Source organism: Erythrobacter sp. 'gip.4 top 5', assembly GCF_056495765.1.
Genome location: NZ_CP200270.1, coordinates 1,873,928 through 1,893,419 on the forward strand (window position 1 = coordinate 1,873,928; position 19,492 = coordinate 1,893,419).

At 60.8% G+C, this 19,492-nt stretch carries 16 protein-coding genes and 1 tRNA gene; 10 read left to right on the forward strand and 7 right to left on the reverse strand.

What is annotated here, in order from left to right; all coding sequences use genetic code 11:
* Window positions 1-24 precede the first annotated feature (24 nt).
* Entirely contained in the window at window positions 25-303 is a 279-nt protein-coding gene (locus ACRANW_RS08955) for an FAD assembly factor SdhE (protein WP_479431464.1), read from the reverse strand.
* 71 nt (window positions 304-374) lie between these two features.
* Here ACRANW_RS08955 and recG point away from each other — a divergent pair, with 71 nt between their 5' ends.
* The gene (gene recG / locus ACRANW_RS08960; RefSeq protein WP_479431465.1) at window positions 375-2,450 is read left to right on the forward strand and encodes an ATP-dependent DNA helicase RecG; all 2,076 of its coding nucleotides are present in this window, start codon (window positions 375-377) and stop codon (window positions 2,448-2,450) included.
* Window positions 2,451-2,454: 4 nt separating this feature from the next.
* Here recG and ACRANW_RS08965 read toward each other — a convergent pair whose 3' ends face one another.
* Together ACRANW_RS08965 and ACRANW_RS08970 are read right to left on the reverse strand one after the other, a co-directional pair.
* The gene (locus tag ACRANW_RS08965) at window positions 2,455-2,955 is read right to left on the reverse strand and encodes a low molecular weight protein-tyrosine-phosphatase (RefSeq protein ID WP_479431466.1); all 501 of its coding nucleotides are present in this window, start codon (window positions 2,953-2,955) and stop codon (window positions 2,455-2,457) included.
* Window positions 2,956-3,107: 152 nt separating this feature from the next.
* Window positions 3,108-4,493 carry an ABC1 kinase family protein gene (locus tag ACRANW_RS08970; RefSeq protein ID WP_479431467.1) on the reverse strand — a complete coding sequence of 462 codons (1,386 nt, stop codon included), beginning with the start codon at window positions 4,491-4,493 and terminating at the stop codon, window positions 3,108-3,110.
* A 310-nt stretch (window positions 4,494-4,803) separates the two neighbouring features.
* Here ACRANW_RS08970 and ACRANW_RS08975 point away from each other — a divergent pair, with 310 nt between their 5' ends.
* The 6 genes from ACRANW_RS08975 to ACRANW_RS09000 all read left to right on the forward strand — a co-directional run bounded on the left by ACRANW_RS08975 (window position 4,804) and on the right by ACRANW_RS09000 (window position 11,068).
* Window positions 4,804-5,274, forward strand: a complete 471-nt coding sequence (locus ACRANW_RS08975) for a DUF3429 domain-containing protein (RefSeq protein WP_479433906.1) — start codon at window positions 4,804-4,806, stop codon at window positions 5,272-5,274.
* Window positions 5,275-5,558: 284 nt separating this feature from the next.
* The gene (locus tag ACRANW_RS08980; RefSeq protein ID WP_479433907.1) at window positions 5,559-7,751 is read left to right on the forward strand and encodes an EAL domain-containing protein; all 2,193 of its coding nucleotides are present in this window, start codon (window positions 5,559-5,561) and stop codon (window positions 7,749-7,751) included.
* A gap of 1,038 nt (window positions 7,752-8,789) precedes the next feature.
* A complete protein-coding gene (locus ACRANW_RS08985) occupies window positions 8,790-8,960 on the forward strand; it encodes a hypothetical protein (protein WP_479431468.1) in 171 nt (56 codons plus the stop codon).
* A gap of 107 nt (window positions 8,961-9,067) precedes the next feature.
* Window positions 9,068-9,772: a VIT1/CCC1 transporter family protein gene (locus ACRANW_RS08990; protein WP_479431469.1), complete on the forward strand. Its 705-nt coding sequence runs from the start codon at window positions 9,068-9,070 to the stop codon at window positions 9,770-9,772.
* Window positions 9,773-9,937: 165 nt separating this feature from the next.
* On the forward strand, window positions 9,938-10,561 hold the full coding sequence (locus tag ACRANW_RS08995) for a cytochrome b/b6 domain-containing protein (protein ID WP_479431470.1): 624 nt from the start codon (window positions 9,938-9,940) through the stop codon (window positions 10,559-10,561).
* A 9-nt stretch (window positions 10,562-10,570) separates the two neighbouring features.
* Window positions 10,571-11,068 carry a helix-turn-helix transcriptional regulator gene (locus ACRANW_RS09000; RefSeq protein ID WP_479431471.1) on the forward strand — a complete coding sequence of 166 codons (498 nt, stop codon included), beginning with the start codon at window positions 10,571-10,573 and terminating at the stop codon, window positions 11,066-11,068.
* 245 nt (window positions 11,069-11,313) lie between these two features.
* Here the strand turns inward: ACRANW_RS09000 and ACRANW_RS09005 are convergent, their stop codons facing one another.
* The 4 genes from ACRANW_RS09005 to ACRANW_RS09020 all read right to left on the reverse strand — a co-directional run bounded on the left by ACRANW_RS09005 (window position 11,314) and on the right by ACRANW_RS09020 (window position 15,949).
* Window positions 11,314-12,936: a PepSY domain-containing protein gene (locus ACRANW_RS09005; RefSeq protein ID WP_479431472.1), complete on the reverse strand. Its 1,623-nt coding sequence runs from the start codon at window positions 12,934-12,936 to the stop codon at window positions 11,314-11,316.
* Window positions 12,937-12,953: 17 nt separating this feature from the next.
* Entirely contained in the window at window positions 12,954-15,074 is a 2,121-nt protein-coding gene (locus ACRANW_RS09010; protein WP_479431473.1) for a TonB-dependent receptor family protein, read from the reverse strand.
* A 106-nt stretch (window positions 15,075-15,180) separates the two neighbouring features.
* Window positions 15,181-15,555: a hypothetical protein gene (locus ACRANW_RS09015; RefSeq protein ID WP_479431474.1), complete on the reverse strand. Its 375-nt coding sequence runs from the start codon at window positions 15,553-15,555 to the stop codon at window positions 15,181-15,183.
* 317 nt (window positions 15,556-15,872) lie between these two features.
* Window positions 15,873-15,949, reverse strand: a tRNA-Pro gene (locus ACRANW_RS09020).
* A gap of 112 nt (window positions 15,950-16,061) precedes the next feature.
* Between ACRANW_RS09020 and thyA the strand changes: the two genes are divergently transcribed.
* The 3 genes from thyA to ACRANW_RS09035 all read left to right on the forward strand — a co-directional run bounded on the left by thyA (window position 16,062) and on the right by ACRANW_RS09035 (window position 19,488).
* The gene (gene thyA, locus ACRANW_RS09025; protein ID WP_479431475.1) at window positions 16,062-17,030 is read left to right on the forward strand and encodes a thymidylate synthase; all 969 of its coding nucleotides are present in this window, start codon (window positions 16,062-16,064) and stop codon (window positions 17,028-17,030) included.
* 110 nt (window positions 17,031-17,140) lie between these two features.
* Window positions 17,141-18,436: a thiamine pyrophosphate-dependent enzyme gene (locus ACRANW_RS09030; RefSeq protein ID WP_479431476.1), complete on the forward strand. Its 1,296-nt coding sequence runs from the start codon at window positions 17,141-17,143 to the stop codon at window positions 18,434-18,436.
* Entirely contained in the window at window positions 18,433-19,488 is a 1,056-nt protein-coding gene (locus tag ACRANW_RS09035; protein WP_479431477.1) for an alpha-ketoacid dehydrogenase subunit beta, read from the forward strand. The genes ACRANW_RS09030 and ACRANW_RS09035 overlap by 4 nt, the downstream gene beginning before the upstream one ends.
* Window positions 19,489-19,492: the final 4 nt, after the last annotated feature.

Below are 19,492 nucleotides of genomic sequence, written 5' to 3' on the forward strand. Positions count from 1 at the left end.
ACGGTTCCCGCAGGACGCTGTGGTTCAGCGCGGAATATCGACGTAATCGAGGCGCCGCATAGTTTCCAGAAGGTCACCCGCCAAATGCTCTGGCGGCGTGGCGCTGCACAACGCCCAAGCCATGATATCAACGTCGTCTTCGTCAAGCAGGGCTTCAAACCAGACCAGTTCCGCCTCGGTCCAAGTGGCATGATAACGATCGTAAAAGCCGCCGATCATGTAATCGGCTTCACGCGTGCCACGGTGCCAGCTGCGGAACTTTGCGCGGGCGAGCCGTTGGTCGAAGGAGGGTGTGTCGGTCATAAGCTCCACCTAGCCACAGGCTTGCGCTGCTTCAACTCGCAATGCAGGCGACGCAGTGATAGCGAAGCGCGATGCGCCCCGAGGCTCTCAATCCGCTGTTTGCCGAAGTCCAGACGCTTGATGGCGTCGGGCCGAAGCTGATGAAGCCGCTCGAAAAGCTCGGGCTGACCCGAATCAAGGATCTTGCCTACCACCTGCCCGAACGTTTCGTGAGCCGAACGGCGATTGCTGATCTCGATTCGGCCGGTGAAGGCGAACAGGTGATTATCGCGCTGACAGCCGTGGAGCATCGCGCGCCGCGGGCCGGAAGCCGCGGACCGTACCGCGTGCTGGCACAGGACGAGATTGGCAATATCTGCGCGCTGACATGGTTCGGCAGGGCTGCCTTTGCTGCAAAGAAGCTGGTGCCAGTGGGCGAGAAGCGCTGGGTTGCCGGGCGGCTCGACCGGTATGGGGATATGCTCCAGATCGTCCATCCCGATCATATCGAGGCCGACAGTGCGGCCAACATGGGGCGTCTGAGCGAGCCGGTTTATCGCCTGTCCGATGGCCTCACGCAGCCGCGCATCGGCGATTTTGCGCGCCAGGCCCTCGCACGGCTTCCGGAACTCCCCGAGTGGATTGAACCCGGCCAGCTTGCACGCGCAGGATGGCCGGCGTGGCGCGCTGCGATGCATCTGGGGCATGAGACGACTGACACCAAAGCGCATGATCGCCTCGCCTATGACGAGTTGCTGGCCAACAGTCTTGCGTTGCTGCTGGTCAAGGCAGAGGGGCGGCGGCGCAAGGGGCAGGCGCTGAGCGGTGACGGAAGCTTGCGGGCGAAATTGCAATTGCCTTTCGCGCTGACGGGTGCGCAGGCCCGTTCGATCACCGAAATCGCGGGCGATATGGCGCAGGACGCTCCGATGCTGCGGTTGCTGCAAGGCGATGTGGGCGCAGGCAAGACGGTCGTGGCGTTGAACGCGATGCTGATCGCGGTCGAAGCAGGCAAGCAGGCCGCGCTGCTTGCGCCAACCGAGATCTTATCGCGCCAACATTTCGAAACCTTACGCAAGATGCTTGCCCCCACGGGGGTCAACATCGCGCTGCTGACCGGGCGGGCCAAGGGGCGCGAGCGTGAGGGACTATTGATGGGGCTGATGGATGGTTCGATCCAGGTGCTTGTCGGCACCCATGCGATCTTTCAGGACACCGTCAATTACCGCGATCTGGGCTTAGTTGTGGTTGACGAACAACACCGTTTTGGCGTGGCGCAGCGGCTCGCCTTGGCGGCAAAGGGCCGCCGTGCGCCGCACACACTTGCCATGACGGCAACCCCGATTCCCCGCTCGCTGACACTGGCGCAATATGGCGAGATGGATGTGAGCCGCCTCGACGAGCTCCCCCCCGGACGGCAGGCGATCGATACGCGCGTGGTGCCGCAGGAGCGCATGGACGAGATTGTCGCGGGGGTGGAGCGGCATCTTGCCAGCGGCCAGCAGGCCTACTGGGTCTGCCCGATGGTGCGCGAGATGGATGGTGCTCCCGATTTGGCCGGCATTGCTGCGGCCGAAGCGCGCTATGCGGCGTTGCAGGAGCGTTTTGGCGAAGCGGTTGCGCTGGTTCACGGTCAGCTCCGTCCCGAGATCAAGGACGCCGCGATGGAACGGTTTGCCAGTGGGCAGGCGCGGCTGCTGGTGGCGACCACGGTGATCGAGGTCGGGGTCGATGTGCCGTCGGCCACGCTCATGGTGATCGAACAGGCTGAACGGTTCGGGCTTGCCCAGCTGCATCAGCTGCGCGGCCGGGTGGGCCGGGGCGCGGAGAAATCTACCTGCCTGCTGCTGCGAGGCGGTGCCCTGTCTGAAACCGGGCGGGCCAGACTGGCATTGATGCGTGAGACGCAGGACGGATTTCGGATCGCCGAGGAAGATTTGGCGCTGCGGGGCGGCGGTGAGCTGCTCGGCACACGGCAATCGGGCGAAGCCGCTTTTAGAATCGCCAATCTTGAACAAATGCAGAAGCTTCTGCCGATTGCGCATGGTGACGCGCGGCTGCTGATGGAGCGAGATGGCGGTCTTACCAGCTCCCGCGGAGAGGCGGCGCGGCTTCTACTTTATCTGTTTGAACGCGATTGGGGGGTACAACTACTTCGCGGGGGCTAGTGTGTCAGACCCTGAGAGCTGCTGCTTCGCGCATGAGACGATCGGCCCAGGCATGCGCGCCCAGTTCAATGACGTTCCATGCCGCTTCGAAAGCGGCCATATCGCCGTAGTAGGGGTCCGCCACAGGTTCTCCGTGGCGGCCATCGACAGCGTCTAGCAGCATGGCCATTTTGGCTGTGGCGCCACGAGGTTCGCGAGCCCGCAATGCTTCAAGATTGGCGCGGTCCATCGCAATGATATGGCTGAAATTGAAGAAATCATCACGTTCGATCTGCCGCGCCGATTGTCCGGCGATGTCGATACCCTTTTGACCTGCCACGGTGATCGCCCGTGTGTCAGGTGGGCTGCCGACATGAAAGGACGCCGTGCCGGCAGAACCGATTCCAAACGACAGATCGCGTTCCGACGCGACAGCGCGGAACGCACCTTCTGCCATCGGTGACCGACAGATGTTGCCGAGACACACGAACAGCACTCTGATGTTATTGCTTGACCCCCCATGCATAATGCCCGGCTAGTCGAAAATACTGAAGCTGTCCACGTCTATGGTATTGGTTTCGCGGAAAAGATATCTCGACACTGGTGCAAACCTGCGCGGTGTAGGTTTGGGAGCATCCGGCGGGGGTCTAACAATGGCTTCACAGTGTCAGGCGCGGGTCAGGCAGCAGCGAGCGGGAGCGGCGCCGTGCTCGCCAGAATATCCTCGGTGATCCGCCGAACATTGACCTTGGCCTTGAGCCGTGCCCCGAGCAAGGCGATGCCCGAAACCTTGCGCTGTACGAACAATGTTTCGATCGGCGGAAAAGCCCATGTGTCCTTGTCCTGCGCGATCGCGTAGCCTTCTTCGCGCAGCAACGGGATGAACGCCCGGTCGCCAAAGTCGAAGGGCGCGTCCTCGCGCATTTCGCCGATCACGATTTCGATCATCTTCTTGACCCGTTCAGGATGCTTTTCCGCGACGATCGGCATCATGAACCCGGCTTCAATCGTGGCAGCCTGCACTTCAGACGCGTTCCCCCGCAAACCAGCTTCCAGCATTTTGCGGTAGCCATTCGATACTGCCGGATCGACCGGACGGCAGGCGCCGAAATCAAGCAGAATGATCTCGCCTGTCTCGCGTCGATAGCGGAAATTGGCGAAATTGGGATCGGTCTGCATGACGCCAAAATCGAACAATTCGCGCGTCACCAGCCGGATTAGCCGACCGAACACCTCGTCGCGCCGTTCGGGTGCCTCGTTACCGAGATCTTCGATCGAAACGCCGTCTTCAAAGCTCATGGCAAGGATCGATCCGCGCGTCAGCCCTTCGTGCAGCTTGGGAACGACAAATCCGGGCGTGCCCGTCAGCCGTTCACGATACAGCGCCATTTGCGCGCCTTCACGGGCGTAATCGGCTTCCTCGTGAAGTTGCTGCTTGGCGGCGGCCATCAGCTTTTCCATTTCCAATTCGGGCGGTGCGAAACCGGCGACCTTCAGCAGGGTCATCACATTGTCGACATCGCTGTCGATGCTCTTGGCGACGCCTGGATATTGCACCTTGATCGCCAGTTCTTCACCATCACGGGTCAGCGCCTTGTGGACCTGACCGATGCTGGCCGCGGCGATCGGGCGGGGGTTGAACCAGCGGAACTGCTTGCGCCAGTCCGGCCCCCATTCGGCGCGTAGCACGGCATCAAGTTGCTTGGTCGGCATGAAATTGGCCTGATCGCGTAAGGTCGCGAGAATTTTCGACAACTCGTCCGGCAAGAAATCGCCGGCATCCAAGCTGATCATCTGCCCCATCTTCATGGCCGCCCCGCGCAGGTGGGACAAGCGGTCGGTCATCCGTTGGACATTGCCGGGGGTGAGGATCAGATCGCGTGCGTTGATGCCCTCGCCGCTCGCCAGCCGCCGTGCACCCTCCGCCACCATGCCGCTGGCGACGCCGCCAACCAATCGTCCAAACGTACCAAACCGCGCGATACGGCCCGATGGGACAGCGCGCTGACGATTGCGGTCTTCGGGAAGGGTGTCGAAATCAGGGATGTCGTCTTTGTCAGCCACGGGCAAAGGTTTCCGGTTATAAGAGGCTTTTGCAGATAACGGCCAGCACTGCCCTGCGTTTCACCAGAAATGGGGCGGGCGGCCCGTAACGCAACCGGGAAATGCTCAGCGATTTCACAAACGGGCAAGCGTTGCAGCGGCAGCAATTGTCGCTATCCACGACGAACCATTTACAGGTGGCCCTTGCAAGCCACACCGTTTGCCCGTGCGATGTCGTTGGATGGGTTTGAAGACCTCGTACACCCGGCGAACCAGTCAATACTCCTTAGCGCAGCGGGAACCGGGCGGGGTCGCCGCGACTTGTGCCGTGATGAACGGACAAACTCCCCACGCAACTCCCTCTCTCTCGCCTGCCGCGCGCTTGCTTGGATATGCCGGCTTGATCCCGCAGGCCATTTGCATTGCGCTGATCCTGATGGGTCATGAATGGCGCTACACGGCGCTGGCTGGCGGCTTTGTTTATTCGGCTGCGATCTTCAGCTTCCTGGGCGGTGTCTGGTGGGGCCAGGCACTGGCCAATGGCCGTGCCTCGACAGGCGCCTATGTTTTGGCCGTCATGCCCAGTCTTCTGGCTGTGGCGTTGTTTTTGCCTTGGACCCTCGGTTGGGAATGGCCCGGACCGGCGCTGTTTTACCTTGGTGCATTGATACTCGGATCACCGCTGATCGACCGAGCGCTCGGTTTTGCGGCGCCCGATTTTCTGCGCTTGCGCTGGCACCTGTCGATTGGGCTTGGCGGCCTGACGATCATTCTGGGATTCCTGGCTGGCCGCATCATCTGATTACGGGTCTGCCTTCGGACTTAGAGCTTCGCTGCTGCCATTCGTTTGCGATGAATTAACCAAAGCACACTACGTTCGCCCTTGGGTTTACCCTCGGGAACGTACGCTTGATAAACAGAACGCTACAGTCATGGGCCGACAGGATACGGCGCGTTTTCGGCTCTGCTGGTGACGAAGTCGCTGGCGCGCCGCAAGAAAACGTGTTGCGCTCGGGCGTTTCGCTGCTGCGCCGCAAGCGGATCAAGGTGGTTGTATTCGCGTTGCTTTTCGGCGCATTTGCTGTGGTGATCGAATTGCCTCTGCCAGCGGAGGATTTCTATCGCGCCGCTCGCGCTGAGCTTCGATCACGCCCGGCGCCGCAAGATATTGCGATGATTGCGATCGACGACCGGACGCTTAATACTTTTGACCGCAATCAGCCAACGCGCATGAATGACAGTGCTTTGATCGACATTCTTATCAAGTCTGGCGTCAAGAAAATCGTGTTTGATCGTGCCCATGCCGATCCAGAAAGTGCCGAGGCTGACGCGATCTTCGCTCAGACACTTGCGCGCCACAAAGGCAAGGTTTGGCTCGGTGTAGCCCCCAGGCATGAAATGGGGATGCAAGTTATTGAGGAAATCGTTCCGCGTCCCGAATTTCGGCATCATGCTGAGCTTGCCGCCATGAATGGCGTCGTAAGTCCTTTCAGCTTATCAATTCGCTTCCGCACGAGCGTCCAGCTTGACGGGATTACGTATCCTTCGATTTCTGCGGCGCTAGCCGATTACGACGGGCCGGAAGCCGGATACCGACCAGATTATGCCTACGATCCACGTACTGTGCCTACTTTTAGCTACATCGATGTCGTAAGTGGCAAGGTGTCAGCAGACCTGCTTGCAGGAAAGAAAGTGGTCGTCGGAAAAGCGTTTTATGCATCCTCCGACTATCTCCGGATGCCATTGAGAGATGGGAAAATCCCGGGGGCATATTTTCATATAATGGGCGCACATACACTGGAGCGAAGCGTTCCCATAGATCTGATGTGGTATCCTGCCTTTGTCATCGCCGGCCTTGCAATGGGCGCAATGGTATTGGGGCGAACGCGGTCGGTCCAATTGATTGTTGCGACTGGCGCAGGGCTGCTTGTGATACCGCTTGTGCTGGATGAATTTGGTATCAATGTTGACGTTATGCCCGCTCTTCTGGTGCTGGCTTGGGCTCTGTTCGGCTTTCAAAAAATCAATAAAAAATACTACAGCAGCGATGTCGACGCGATGACAACCAATGCGATTGCTTCCGACAATCCGAACGAGGAGCGCGATGTCTACGCGCTCAAGATCGCCAATCTGGCGGAAATGTCGGAAGATTGGTCGGCCCGCGAGATCGGGGAGTTCGTCAATACGCTGATCACCTATGTCAAAGGCCCCGGCGAAGCGGGCGATATTGCTTTTGAGCGTGACATTCTGGTCTGGTTCTCTCCGCGCATGAACACCGATGATTTGGAACGTCACGCCGATGGCTTGGCCTTGATGCTGAAGACCGCAATCAATTACGATTGGCAATCGTCCAACAGCGCCCCCGCGCTCGGCATTGACACCAATTACGATCTGTCAGTGGCGTTGCGGATCAAGAAAGCGATGCAGGCAGCGGAAGAGGCCGCGAACCGCGGGGCTCGATTTATCATCAATGACGCTGCGCACCTGGAAGCGCGAAACACGCGTCTGCAGCTGCTTCGCGTGTTGGAAAAAGGACTGCGCGATCGGGATATCGGCGTTGCTTACCAACCCAAGATTGATTTGGCCTCGGGCCGGATTGTTGGTGCCGAAACGCTGATCCGGTGGCAGCCAAAGGGCGAAGGTTATATCAATCCCCAGGAATTGGTGCTGGCCGCAGAGGCGGGCGACCGGATCAACGAACTGACCCTCGTCGTGATGGAAAGCGCGCTGGTTGACGGAAAGCAGGCGCTTGCGCTGGACCCACGGTTCAAGCTGGCGGTGAATATGTCAGCCAAGAGCCTGTCGGACACGCACCTTTTGTTCGACATTATGACGATGCTCGGCCGGCACAATTTTCCGCCGGAGAACCTGACGCTCGAACTGACGGAGACCGCAAAGCTCGAAGACCACCGGATCGCCCCGGCGATTGCTGCGCTGAAGGCGCGCGGCATCAGTCTTTCGATCGACGATTTCGGCACCGGTGAATCGAACCTTGATTACATCGAGAAATTGCCGAGTTCCGAGCTCAAGATCGACAAGCGTTTCGTGCAGCACATGGCGACCTCTGAGGAAAGCCGTGCCGTGGTGCGGGCGACGATCGAAATTGCCCATTCGCTCGGAAAAATCGTGGTGGCTGAAGGCGTCGAGGACATCTCGGTCGCAGCCACATTGCGCGCGATGGGGTGTGACCAGGCGCAGGGTTATCTGTTCTCTCCAGCGATCGCCATGCCCGAACTGCTCGCGATGATGGGGGGAGGGCGGACTGCAATTTACGGTTGATTAAGGTTAATAAAGTGTTAAACAGATCCTACAGCCTTTGGCGCTGATAGGAGAAAAATCATGTGGAGCATGTGGGGATATATGTCGCACCTGTTTGGCAGCCGCTAAACCTGAGTGCCTTCAATCCATTAAGCCCCGGGAAACCGGGGCTTTTTTATTGACCTGCGTGTCTTTGTCCGTTTTCGTACCCCGCGCGGCACCGTGATGATTCAAACCGCGTACGCGCCGGCCCAAGCTCATTTGCAAATTGGAAACCAGCAAGTTTCGCCATGGTCGGCGACGCAGAAGGTAGGTGCGCTTTTCGACTTTTAGTGGCGCGCTGAACGCCGCTGGTGGGATCGCGATCAATCGTGCATGTGAACCGCGACGCTACAAGCCCTCGGCTTCGCAGTAGTGTTGAAAATCAGTGGTGCGATACGCCGTAAATCTTGCTCTAGCGGTTAACACGTCAAGGGTGAGATTGCCCGAAACCGAGGGTCCTCTGGCGGAGACCGCTGAACCTTTCAGGCGATGCACGTCCATCGCAAGCAGCCATGACTGCTCTTAGGTGTTCCGGCCTCAACGGGAGAATGGCGTAGTTCAGCGATCAAACCGCTAGCGCCTCTGCGCAAAGTGAGATTGATGCCCATTGCAGCGCTGAAATCTCGCGCAAATGCGAGGTCCAGTCCCGAGCCGTTCACGTTGGCGTCAAGCCGCGTTCCGACCGCGAGAGCGCTTTCGATTAACCCCTCGGGGATGCCCTTCGCAGGGGCCCTAACGAGTTTACCGTGCAAGGCAGCTACACCCGTTGTGATGTCAGCGGGGGCACTGCCTTCAATGAATATGACGGGCATTTGAGCCGCCCGATTCGTATTTCGGGCAGGGCGCGGCTGGATCGGACCATTGGTGAACAAGGCATCGCCGTCTCTGAAAACGTCGCCGAGGATGCCAAGCACGGGGCCGCCCTCTTGCTGGCGGGTCATTGGTTTGACTGGTTGTCTGCGTCGTCCCAGGCACAGGTCGATCAGGCAGCGGGCGCGAGACAGCGTCGCAGAGCAGATGGCAGCACTCGAAAAACTGCGCCGCGGCTTTCAGCTTGGCGAGATCGATCTGGCTGACCTGCTGCTGGGCGAACAGATGGTCCACGGCGCCTCCCGGATCGAGGCCGAGGCCCGAACAGGAGCAGTGCTTGCAATTGCAAGGCTGCGGATCGATGCGCACGACCTTTAGCTGAATGATTGACCTGGCCTGCAAAGCAGCGCTGGGTTGCAGCGGGCCAGTACATTACAACATCCGCACCTTACCACTCGGCTTGGAAATAGAGGAGGAGCTTACCCATGGAGCTTGAAAGTGCCCATCCCGACGATCCTCACTACGTCCACCGCACCGGCTGGCTGCGCGCAGCGGTGCTTGGGGCCAATGACGGGATCGTGTCGGTCTCCTCACTTATTCTCGGGGTGGCGGCGGCCACGCCCGATCCGCAGGCGATCCTCGTGGCTGGAGTTGCCGGGCTAGTGGCTGGCGCGATGTCGATGGCGGCGGGCGAATACATCTCGGTATCCTCGCAGCGCGATTCCGAACAGGCCGATATTGCCCGTGAAAAGCAGGCGCTGGCCGACACGCCAGAACACGAGCTTGAGGAACTGGCCGCGCTGTATCAGGCCCGCGGTCTGAGCGCCGAGACCGCGAACATCGTGGCGCGCGAGCTGTCTGCGCTCGATCCGCTGGCAGCGCACGTGCGCGACGAACTGGGCCTGACTGATCATCTTGCGGCCCGACCGTTGCAGGCCGCACTGGCATCGGGCGTCACCTTCAGCGTGGCGGCTGCAGTCCCGGTGGTGGCGGCCTATCTTGCGCCAGCGTCAGCGATCATTCTGGCAGTCCTCATCGTTTCTGTCGCGGCGCTCGCCATTCTTGGCGCGCTGGGTGCAAGGGCCGGGGCGGCGCCGATTGTGCCAGCGGTGCTGCGCGTGGTGGGCTGGGGCATCTTTGCGATGGCCATCACTGCTGCGGTCGGGTGGCTGTTTGGCGTGAGTGTCTGAGGCGCGGCGCCGCACATTGAACGTGTAAGCAACTGCTTATCGCGACCTGTATAAGCGATCCGCCAATCGCGAAGTTTGGCGTGATCACCAACATCCCGGGTGCCCAAGCGCAATAGCCTTCCGTCATCCGACAATAGGCGCGCGCCGCAAAAAGGAAGCACCGCCATGACGATCACCGCTCCGCCTGTCCACCGCCGCCGCTGGGACCTCGTGGTCAAGATCACGCATTGGTCGATAGCGGCCGCCGTGCTGGCCAATGCTGTTTTCACAGAGGAAGGATCCGGCCCGCATATCTGGGTCGGTTACGGCCTTGCCGCCATTCTGGGCTTGCGCCTGCTGTGGGGATTGATCGGTCCGGCTGAAGCGCGCTTTGGCGCGTTCTGGCCAAGCCCCCGCAAGGCGCTGGCCCACCTGCACGAAATCCGCTCCGGCACGCCGAGCCATCACAAGTCGCATAATCCGCTGGGCGCGTTCATGGTCTATGCGATCTGGGGCTGCCTCCTCACCATCATCGCCACGGGAATCGCCATGGCAGGCGTGCCGCCTATGAGCGCCGGCGAGAGCACCGAGACCCATGGCAAAGCTTCGGCCTTAGTGACCGGTGACGAGCGCGACGACAATCACGGGGAGGGCGGTGAAGGCGAAGAGGAAGGCATATTGGGCGAAGTTCACGAGACCGCTGCCAATCTGCTGTATATCCTCATCCTGCTGCATCTGGCCGGCGTGGTGTTCGAAACCCGGCGCAGTGGCAAACAGGTTCTGGTGGCGATGTCGCCCGTGCACCGGTAGGCAAAACCGATGGACACACGAGCACGCAAGCTGGAGCGGAAGGCCACGGGGATGACGATCCTCGTCGCCTTGCAAGCCCTGGCAGCAACCTTCTTCCTCGCTGACCTGATTGGTGACCTGCTGGGCGGTGAGCTTGGTTTTCACATCATCGTTGAGGCGCTGGCCGCCTTCGCCCTGATCGCTGCCGTGGTGCTCGGCGCGCTCCAGGTGCGCGGTTTGATTGCGGCAGCACGCCGGGATGAAGCTGCAATCGCCGCCGCCAAAGGTGCGCTGGCTGACCTAATCCGGCTGCGATTTGACGAATGGCGGCTGACACCAGCGGAAGCGGATGTGGCGCTGTTTGCGCTCAAGGGCTGTGACATTGCCCAGATTGCGGGCCTGCGTGGATCGGCACATGGGACGGTGCGTGCGCAGCTTGCGCGGGTCTATGCCAAGGCAGGGGTCGAAGCACAGACGGAACTGATTGCCTTGTTCCTTGAAGAGTTGATCGATGCCCCGATGACGTAATTGGAAGAGCTACGGACCTCTGGCCGCAACGATTTAAGCGCGGAAAGCAGACAGTCGTGTTCCCACTCATCTCCCGTAAAAAGCAAAGTCGCTCTACGATCCCGATACCGGATGGGCAGCAATCGCACCAATTTCGCTCTCATCGGAAAATCTTGATGCGATCCCTTTGCCGCTATTCGCAGCAGGCTGTCCCGAATAACGGCAAAAAGGAACGCGATACATCATTTGCCAGCGGGCGTGGTGCCTTATTGTTCGCGCCGTTTCTGGCCAAATCGGCGCGTGCGAAGCCGACGGACGATATCCATCCTGAGCCCTAACACCGCCATCAAGCCAATCAGGGCGATGACAAAGGTGCCCACAACAAGGTTCAGTCCCAGCCGCCCGATCGGAAAGAGAAAGTTCCACTTGTGAATGAAGCTGAACACCAGACGTTCGGGCTTCTCGCGATCGGCCACGCGGTCGACCAGCACCCCCGTCCCGGTATCGACGAACAGGCTGGCGTTGACCGGCGCACCATAATCGACCCGCCAGACCGGTAGGCGCTTATTGCGGAAATCGTATTCGTGGCTGAAGCGGGTGACCAGTTCGGTTCCCGTCACGGTGCTGTCAGACTCGCCGGTGAAACGCCGGGCGATATCAAGGGCGAGGTCCTTGTCACCGGACTGCGCCACGTCGCCGGTGGCCGCATTGACGTAGATTGCCGGGCCATCGGGCTTGATCCCGGCGAACCGCGCCTCGCGGATTTCCGCATCGGTGGTTGGGACATTCGCTACGGCCTGCGCAGCCATCATCGCGGCATGGTCGTGTCCGTCCATACCGTCAGCGGACTTTGCCGCGGCAGGGCCATGATCGTGTTCGCCGCCTCCCATCGCACCTTTCGGTGGCGCAAGACCAATGCGGTAAAGCGGCTGTCCATCGGCGCCCTCGACCAGCGCAACCGAGGCCACGTCGCGCCCCTTCGCGATCAGCGCCCAGTCGTCCTCGACCGGCCACTTGCCGCTGGCCACATTCACGGGCTTGCCCCTTGTGAACTGGCTTACCGGCGGGACGAGGGCCGACTGGACAAGGTGATAGATGCCCGAAGCCGAGAACATGATCAGCGGCAAGGCCAGCACATAGCCTGCCATCCGATGCCACCCCCGGCTACCCGGCAAGCGCTTCTTTCGGCGGACTGTCACCAACATGGCGATACCGGTCAGGGCCAGCGCCAGCAAACTGCCTACCATCAGGCCGATAACCACCACCCGCAGCCAATCCATACCGCTCGGCACCCATTCCCAAGTGTGAAGCGCGCGGAACACGGATTGCAGCCGTTCTTTCGTGCTATTGTTGACCGCTGCAAGGCTTGAGGTCTCAGTGTGGACGAAGGCGGTTAAGCCGTCATCACCTGCAAACTCGAGTTTCCACACGGGCAGCAGGCGGTTGACCCATGGGTAATCGGCGTCGAATTCAGTCTGTAATCTGGCCGAAGTGATCGGCCTTTCGGTCGCCAGGTAATGGCGGGCAAGGAATTCCGCTTGCGCTTGGTCCCCGCCGGCCACCTCGCTGCCATCGGCAGGGCGGAAATAGCGCCGCTCGGTCAGAGTGGTGCCGGTCACTTGCCACAGCACGCCGCCATCGGCGGCAGGCACGGTTTTGACGGCCACCGCCTGACGGATGCCCTGTTCAGCCAGCGTCTCGGCAATCGGCCGCGCCCCTTCCAACGCGACCGCCGCCGGCGGTGGCATGAATTGCGCCTGCTGCGGGCCGAACAGCACCATCGCAATGTGGGTGAGCCCGGAAAGACCCCACACCAGCAGGCTGATCCCGCCAATCAACCCCAACCACTGATGCTTGGAGTAGGACCAACGCGCCGTTTTGTTTTTCATGCTCATCGCGCCCTCCTTCAAAATCGTGCGCGCAGGCCGCCGAATACGGCGCGCCCTTGCCCGGGGGTGTAAATCGCTTCGTTGGTGAGGCGCTGATTGGCGTTGGTCGTCACGTTGGAGATGAACACCGTATCGAACAGGTTTTCGACCGATCCGAACAGTTCGATACCATCGGTCAGCGTGACCCCGGCGGTGATCTGGACGGTTTCGTAGCCGGGCGCGCGTTCGGTATTGGCGTAGTCTGCCCACGGCCCGTCAGGTATCCAACGCAGAGTGGTGGAGAGGTAGAACCGGTTCACCTTATCAAACCGCGCCTCGGCAATCAGCACATGGCGCGGCACCCCGGCGAGCCGGTTGTCGGCATAGACCGCGTCATCGTTGAAGGTGAAGTCGTTGAGGGTGTAGGCTGCACTCAACCGTAGCGCCTGACCATTTGCTTCCAGTGCCGCCTTGAAGGGCCGCACGTCGAGCCCAAATTCAAGACCTTGGTGGATGGTGCGGCCCCCGTTGGTGGTCACCGTCACAAGCCCGCGCGCACCCGGGACGGCGAGGTCGAGAAATTCATTCTCCAGTTCCGCCCGGTAAAGTGCGATATCCCAGGAGACGATGCCTGCTTGTCCGCGCGTGCCGACCTCGAACACCGTCGCACGTTGGGGGTCAAGGGGGGCAAACGGGAAGGCGCCGCCCGAAGTCAGATCGGACAGGCTCGGCGCTTCGAAGCTGCGGCTGATATTGCCGAAAATCTGCACATCAGGGGCAGCATCCACCAGCAGACCGATGCGGGGGTTGAACTGGTCATATTCGCCCCGGCCCGTTACCGCGTTAAGGACTGCGGTAACATCACGGGTGGCGCGGACATATTGCCCGCCTGCGACCAGCGTAACCGCATCGGTCAGACCAAGATCAGCCTGACCATAAATGGTCAGCGTATCGGCATCCTGATCCGACCGGGTGCGCAGCGCCCCGCGCTGACCGGAATCGTTGACGAAGGTTTTCGCATCGTTGCTGGACGCGGCGTAGATGGTACCCAGTTGCCAGCGGCTTTGATCGGCCAGAAACGGCAACGCGCCGGAAAGGCGCGCCGAAGCCCCGACCTCATCCTCACCCTGCACGATAATCCCGGCAAACCGCGTTATGGCATGGTCCAGATTGCGGCGTGCATACCATGCACCCAGTTCCAAGGCGGTGCTGCCCAATTCAATCACCGTAAGGTTTGAAACGCGATAGACGTCGAGATTGCGGTCCCAGTCGTCGGCCACCGGGCCAGGATCGATGATGACCGGTCCCGCCGTTACCGGCCGTCCGGCAGCGCGCGGATTGGCGAGCGCATCGGCCAACCGAAGGCTGCCTGCCAGCTCGAAATTGTCCGACAATGCTGTGGCGTAGAAGCGGGTCTCGATGGTGTCTGACACCCGCCAGCCGAGGTTTGCATGGCCATAAAGGCTGCGCACGTCGCTGTGCTCGCGGTAGCCATCGCTGGTGAGGCCGGTAATCCCGCCCCAGTAATCGACATCGCCGGTGGTGCCGGCGACCGAGGCATTGGCGCGGAAGGTATCGAAGCTGCCGCCTTCGGCGCGCAAGGCAACGGGTGCACGCGCTGTGCGCCCGGTCGGGCTGACAACATTGACCGCGCCGCCGAGCGATGCCGCGCCGAAACGTAAGCCATTGGCGCCCTTGAACACCTCAAGGTAGCGGATGGTCAGCGGGTCAACCTCCTGAAACTCGGTTGCGCCCGATGCGCGGCTGATTGGCACACCATCGCGCAGCACGGTCAGCCCGCGCCGCTCGAAGCTGGAGTTGAGGCCCGAGCCGCGGATCGAGATGCGGCTTTCGCGCTGGGCGCTGGTGTCAGCGAACACGCCGGGGGTTAGTTCCAGCACATCGCCGATCGACTGGGCGAAGATATCGGCAAAGCCTTCGTCCTCGACCAGCCCAGTGGCACCGGGGACGCGTTCAAGCGCGCGGCGCGCGGCCTCCGGTGTGGGCGCGGTGGGCGTGCCCTGAATGCTGGCGGTGACGATGATCTCGTCTTGGCGCTGGCCAATGCCCTGCGCTTGAAGCGGTGCGTGGAATGCGATGCTGGCAGCAGCAAGCGTAGTGGCGCTCAGGAGCGAGCGCCGCAAAGCGATGTATTGCATGGTAAATTTCCGTATATCCGTCAGCGCGGCCCGCAACTGGGGCGCAGCGCCTGAGCAAAATGGGTCCGCGTACCCGCCAATTGGGCGGGTAGGTGGATCGCAGCGGTCAGACGGAGGGGAGGGGCGGCCCGCGCAAATGCGGGCGCAAATGGCTTACGTCCTTGATGGGAAGCACAGGTAACGGCGCCATGCCAATAAGCAGAATGAAAACAAGCGCCGTTGCCAGCAGCACCGGATCGGCGCCGCCAATTGCCAGGTGTCCTAGGCCGGAGAACGCGCAAGGTTGGCCGTTGGTGTTCTCCTGCCCATGCTCACCACTGGCCTTGCGATTGTCCGGAATTGCGATTTGCATCTGCATTGGCACGCCGGAGGCATCGGCGCAGATCGTCACGGTCAAAAACCGCTCATCGCTTGCTGAGATCATGAACCCTGCCGGCACCAGCGCTTTTATGGCCAGGGCAACCGAAAGCAACAGCAGCATCAGCCGTGCGCGTTTGCGGTTAAGGGAGCGGGGCGGAGACATGTTCGGCCAGCCCCTAGCTCAGCAATTTGCTGCTGTCATCGGGCAATAAGCGTGCCTCTTCGTCCAGAAACGTAAAGGATCATTTCACCTGGTTCGGTACAAGGTACACGGCCCGTGTACACAGTTCGTCATTGTACCTTACAAACTTGGTGCGGTTACACGCAGCATTGCCGCGCGCGTTACAATGACCGACCCGTTGAAGCTTTTGATCCCGGTGCTGGAACCAGCGCCTCCACGGCGAGCGCTGGCGCATGAGGAGCAGCGCGCAAAAAATTTGGTCGGGGAGAGAGGATTCGAACCTCCGGCCCCTGCCTCCCGAAGACAGTGCTCTACCAGGCTGAGCTACTCCCCGACCGTGTCGGCTCCGTAGGGCTTAAATCCCCCTGCGGATCGAGGCAAGGCGCGCCCTATAGGTGTGGATGAGCACAGTGGCAAGCAGGCAATTGCGGCTTATAGTGGCCGCCATGGCCAGCACCGCGATTCCTCATCCTTATTCCACCACGCCGCATCCCGAGCAGCAATATCTCGATCTGATGCGGACCATCTGGGAGACCGGCAGCGAGCGCGCTGATCGCACCGGTGTCGGTACGCGATCGATGTGCGGCGCGATGTTGCGGTTTGACCTGGCAGGCGGCGCGATGCCGTTGCTCACCACCAAGCGGGTCTATTGGAAAACCGCGACACGAGAATTGCTGTGGTTCCTGACAGGATCGACCAACATCCGCCCGCTGGTGCTGCAAGGCGTCAAGATCTGGAATGAATGGCCGCACGCAGCGTATGTGCGCGAAACCGGCGATGCCCTCAGTCTTGAAGACTTCGTGGCGCGGATTGCTGACGATGAAGCCTTTGCATCCCGGTGGGGGGATCTGGGCCCGGTCTATGGCAAGCAGTGGGTCGATTGGCCGACCTTCCGTTACCGGTCCGACGGGCTTTACGAAAAGGGCGAGGGCATCAATCAAGTCACACAGGTGATCGAATCGCTGCGCACCAGCCCCGGCAGCCGCCGCCATATCATCGAAGGCTGGAACGTGGCCGAGCTTGACCGCATGGCGCTGCCCCCATGCCACAAGACCTATCAATTTCATGTCACCGGTGAAGGGGCCGAGGCACGGCTCAATTGCCTGCTCTATCAGCGCAGTTGTGACGTTGCGCTTGGCCTGCCGTTCAACCTTTGGTCTGCGGCGCTGCTCACGCGCATGATCGCGCAGCAGGTTGACATGTTACCGGGCGAGCTGGTTTGGGTGGGAGGGGACGTGCACCTTTACCTCAATCACGCGCATCTGATTGAAGAACAGCTTGGTCGCCAGCCACAGGGACACCCCCGGTTGGAGATCCTGCGCCGGCCCGAAACAATATTCGGATATGGAATCGAAGATTTTGTGGTGCATGATTACGCCCCGATGCCTCCGATCAGCGCACCTGTTGCGGTTTGATGAAGCGGCCTTTGCCGCGCTTGACCACCACCCGGTGTTGAAATAAAAATACGTATTCAAGCAATGATCGCTCCGGCACGGCCCGGTGCGCGCAAGCGGAGAGCACATGGATGGCCGAACCAGCGAAACCGGCGGACAGCAATCAGCCAGCGCTTGCGCTGCATGTTCCCGAACCGCGCTACAGGCCGGGCGATGTTGCGGACTTTTCGCATATCGACATTGGTGAACCGGGCGCCTCGCCGCGTCCCGATGAGAGTGTGCACCCCTCTGCGATTTCCGATCTGGCCTACGGTCTGATCCGTGTTCTTGGCGATGACAATCAGGCGCATGGGCCATGGAATCCGCGGCTTGATCCCGAAACCCTGCGCACGATGCTGGGCCACATGGCGATGGTCCGCGCATTTGATGAACGCATGTTCCGCGGGCAGCGTCAGGGCAAGACCAGCTTCTACATGAAGTGCACGGGCGAGGAGGCGACCTCGATCGCACCCGCGATGGCGCTGGCCAGCGATGACATGGTGTTCCCGTCCTACCGGCAACAGGGCATCCTGATCGCGCGCGGATACCCGCTGCTCGAAATGATCAACCAGATCTATTCAAATAAGGCTGACAAGCTGAAGGGCCGTCAGCTGCCGATCATGTATTCGAGCCGCGAGCACAGCTTCTTCAGCATTTCCGGAAACCTTGCCACCCAATGCCCCCAAGCCGTGGGCTGGGCGATGGCTTCGGCGATCAAGGGCGACAGCCGCATCGCCGCGACCTGGGTGGGTGAGGGCAGCACGGCCGAGGGTGATTTCCATGCCGCCTGCACGTTTGCGGCCGTCTACAATGCGCCGGTGATCCTGAATGTCATCAACAACCAGTGGGCGATTTCAAGCTTCTCAGGCTTTGCCGGAAGCGAGCGGACCACCTTTGCGGCGCGCGGCCTGGGTCACGGGATCGCCGCGCTCAGGGTGGATGGCAATGACGCCTTGGCCTGCTATGCCGCCGCACAGTGGGCCGCGAACCGTGCCCGCGGCAATCATGGCCCCACACTGATCGAATACTTCACCTACCGCGCGGAAGGACATTCGACCTCCGATGATCCTTCCGGCTACCGCAGCGCACAGGAGCGCGAGGAGTGGCCGCTGGGCGATCCGGTGACTCGTCTCAAGAATCATCTGATCGCGCTGGGCGAATGGGACGAAGAGCGTCAGGCGGCGATGGATCTCGATTGCGCCGAACTGGTGAAGGCGACCACCAAGGAAGCCGAAAAGAACGGCATCCTCGGCCACGGCCTCCACCACCCGTTCCACACCATGTTTGAAGATGTTTACGAAGAGTTGCCCTGGAACCTCGAAGAACAAGCCGACCAGGCGATCCGTGAACGCATCACGAAATTCGGTAGCGAAAGGCCCTTCGGATGAGCGAGGATATGGCACCCGTGACCGAACCGGCTGTGACAGAACGCCGCATCAACATGATTGAGGCGATCAACGAAGCGCTCGACATCATGCTCGCCCGTGATCCCAATGTGGTGATCATGGGCGAAGATGTCGGCTATTTCGGCGGCGTGTTTCGTGCGACGGCTGGCCTTCAGGCGAAACACGGCAAGAACCGCGTGTTTGATACGCCGATCAGCGAGTGTGGGATCATCGGGGCGGCTGTGGGCATGGGGGCCTATGGCTTGCGCCCCGTGCCGGAAATCCAGTTTGCCGATTACATTTATCCCGGACTCGATCAGCTGATCTCGGAAGCGGCGCGCCTGCGCTACCGCTCGGCGGGTGATTACATTGCGCCGCTCACCGTGCGCTCGCCCTTTGGTGGCGGCATCTTTGGCGGTCAGACCCACAGCCAGAGCCCGGAGGCGCTGTTTACCCACGTTGCTGGCCTCAAGACGGTGATCCCAGCAACGCCGCATGATGCCAAGGGGCTGCTGATTGCGGCCATCGAAGACAATGATCCGGTGATCTTCTTCGAGCCCAAGCGGATCTACAACGGGCCGTTCTCTGGCTTCTATGACAAGCCGGTTGAACCGTGGAAGAAGCATGAAGGCAGCGTCGTGCCGGAAGGGTATTACAAGATCCCGCTCGGCAAGGCGCGGACCGTTCGTGAGGGCGCGGAATTGACCGTGCTGGTGTATGGCACGATGGTCCATGTGGCCGAAGCCGTGTGCAAGGCGAAGGGCGTGGATGCCGAAATCCTCGATCTGCGCACGTTGGTGCCACTCGACATCAAGGCGATCGAGGCTTCGGTGGAAAAGACCGGACGCTGTCTGATCGTCCACGAAGCCACCCGCACCAGCGGGTTCGGTGCCGAACTCTCCGCGCTCGTGACCGAACGCTGTTTTTACCACCTCGAAGCGCCGGTTGAACGCGTCACCGGTTTCGACACGCCCTATCCCCACAGTCTCGAATGGGCCTATTTCCCCGGCCCCGTCCGCATCGGCGAGGCGATCGACAAGCTTCTGAAGGACTGACCCG

Bases quoted from the DNA above. Each gene is read 5' to 3' on its own strand.
- ACRANW_RS08990 (WP_479431469.1), top strand. From the start codon at position 9,068: ATGGAGCTTGAAAGTGCCCATCCCGACGATCCTCACTACGTCCACCGC.
- thyA (WP_479431475.1), top strand. From the start codon at position 16,062: ATGGCCAGCACCGCGATTCCTCATCCTTATTCCACCACGCCGCATCCC.
- ACRANW_RS08995 (WP_479431470.1), top strand. From the start codon at position 9,938: ATGACGATCACCGCTCCGCCTGTCCACCGCCGCCGCTGGGACCTCGTG.
- ACRANW_RS09010 (WP_479431473.1), bottom strand. From the start codon at position 15,074: ATGCAATACATCGCTTTGCGGCGCTCGCTCCTGAGCGCCACTACGCTT.
- ACRANW_RS08985 (WP_479431468.1), top strand. From the start codon at position 8,790: ATGGCAGCACTCGAAAAACTGCGCCGCGGCTTTCAGCTTGGCGAGATC.
- ACRANW_RS09035 (WP_479431477.1), top strand. From the start codon at position 18,433: ATGAGCGAGGATATGGCACCCGTGACCGAACCGGCTGTGACAGAACGC.
- ACRANW_RS09005 (WP_479431472.1), bottom strand. From the start codon at position 12,936: ATGAAAAACAAAACGGCGCGTTGGTCCTACTCCAAGCATCAGTGGTTG.
- ACRANW_RS09015 (WP_479431474.1), bottom strand. From the start codon at position 15,555: ATGCTGCTGTTGCTTTCGGTTGCCCTGGCCATAAAAGCGCTGGTGCCG.
- ACRANW_RS09030 (WP_479431476.1), top strand. From the start codon at position 17,141: ATGGCCGAACCAGCGAAACCGGCGGACAGCAATCAGCCAGCGCTTGCG.
- ACRANW_RS09000 (WP_479431471.1), top strand. From the start codon at position 10,571: ATGGACACACGAGCACGCAAGCTGGAGCGGAAGGCCACGGGGATGACG.
- ACRANW_RS08955 (WP_479431464.1), bottom strand. From the start codon at position 303: ATGACCGACACACCCTCCTTCGACCAACGGCTCGCCCGCGCAAAGTTC.
- ACRANW_RS08975 (WP_479433906.1), top strand. From the start codon at position 4,804: ATGAACGGACAAACTCCCCACGCAACTCCCTCTCTCTCGCCTGCCGCG.
- ACRANW_RS08965 (WP_479431466.1), bottom strand. From the start codon at position 2,955: ATGCATGGGGGGTCAAGCAATAACATCAGAGTGCTGTTCGTGTGTCTC.
- recG (WP_479431465.1), top strand. From the start codon at position 375: ATGCGCCCCGAGGCTCTCAATCCGCTGTTTGCCGAAGTCCAGACGCTT.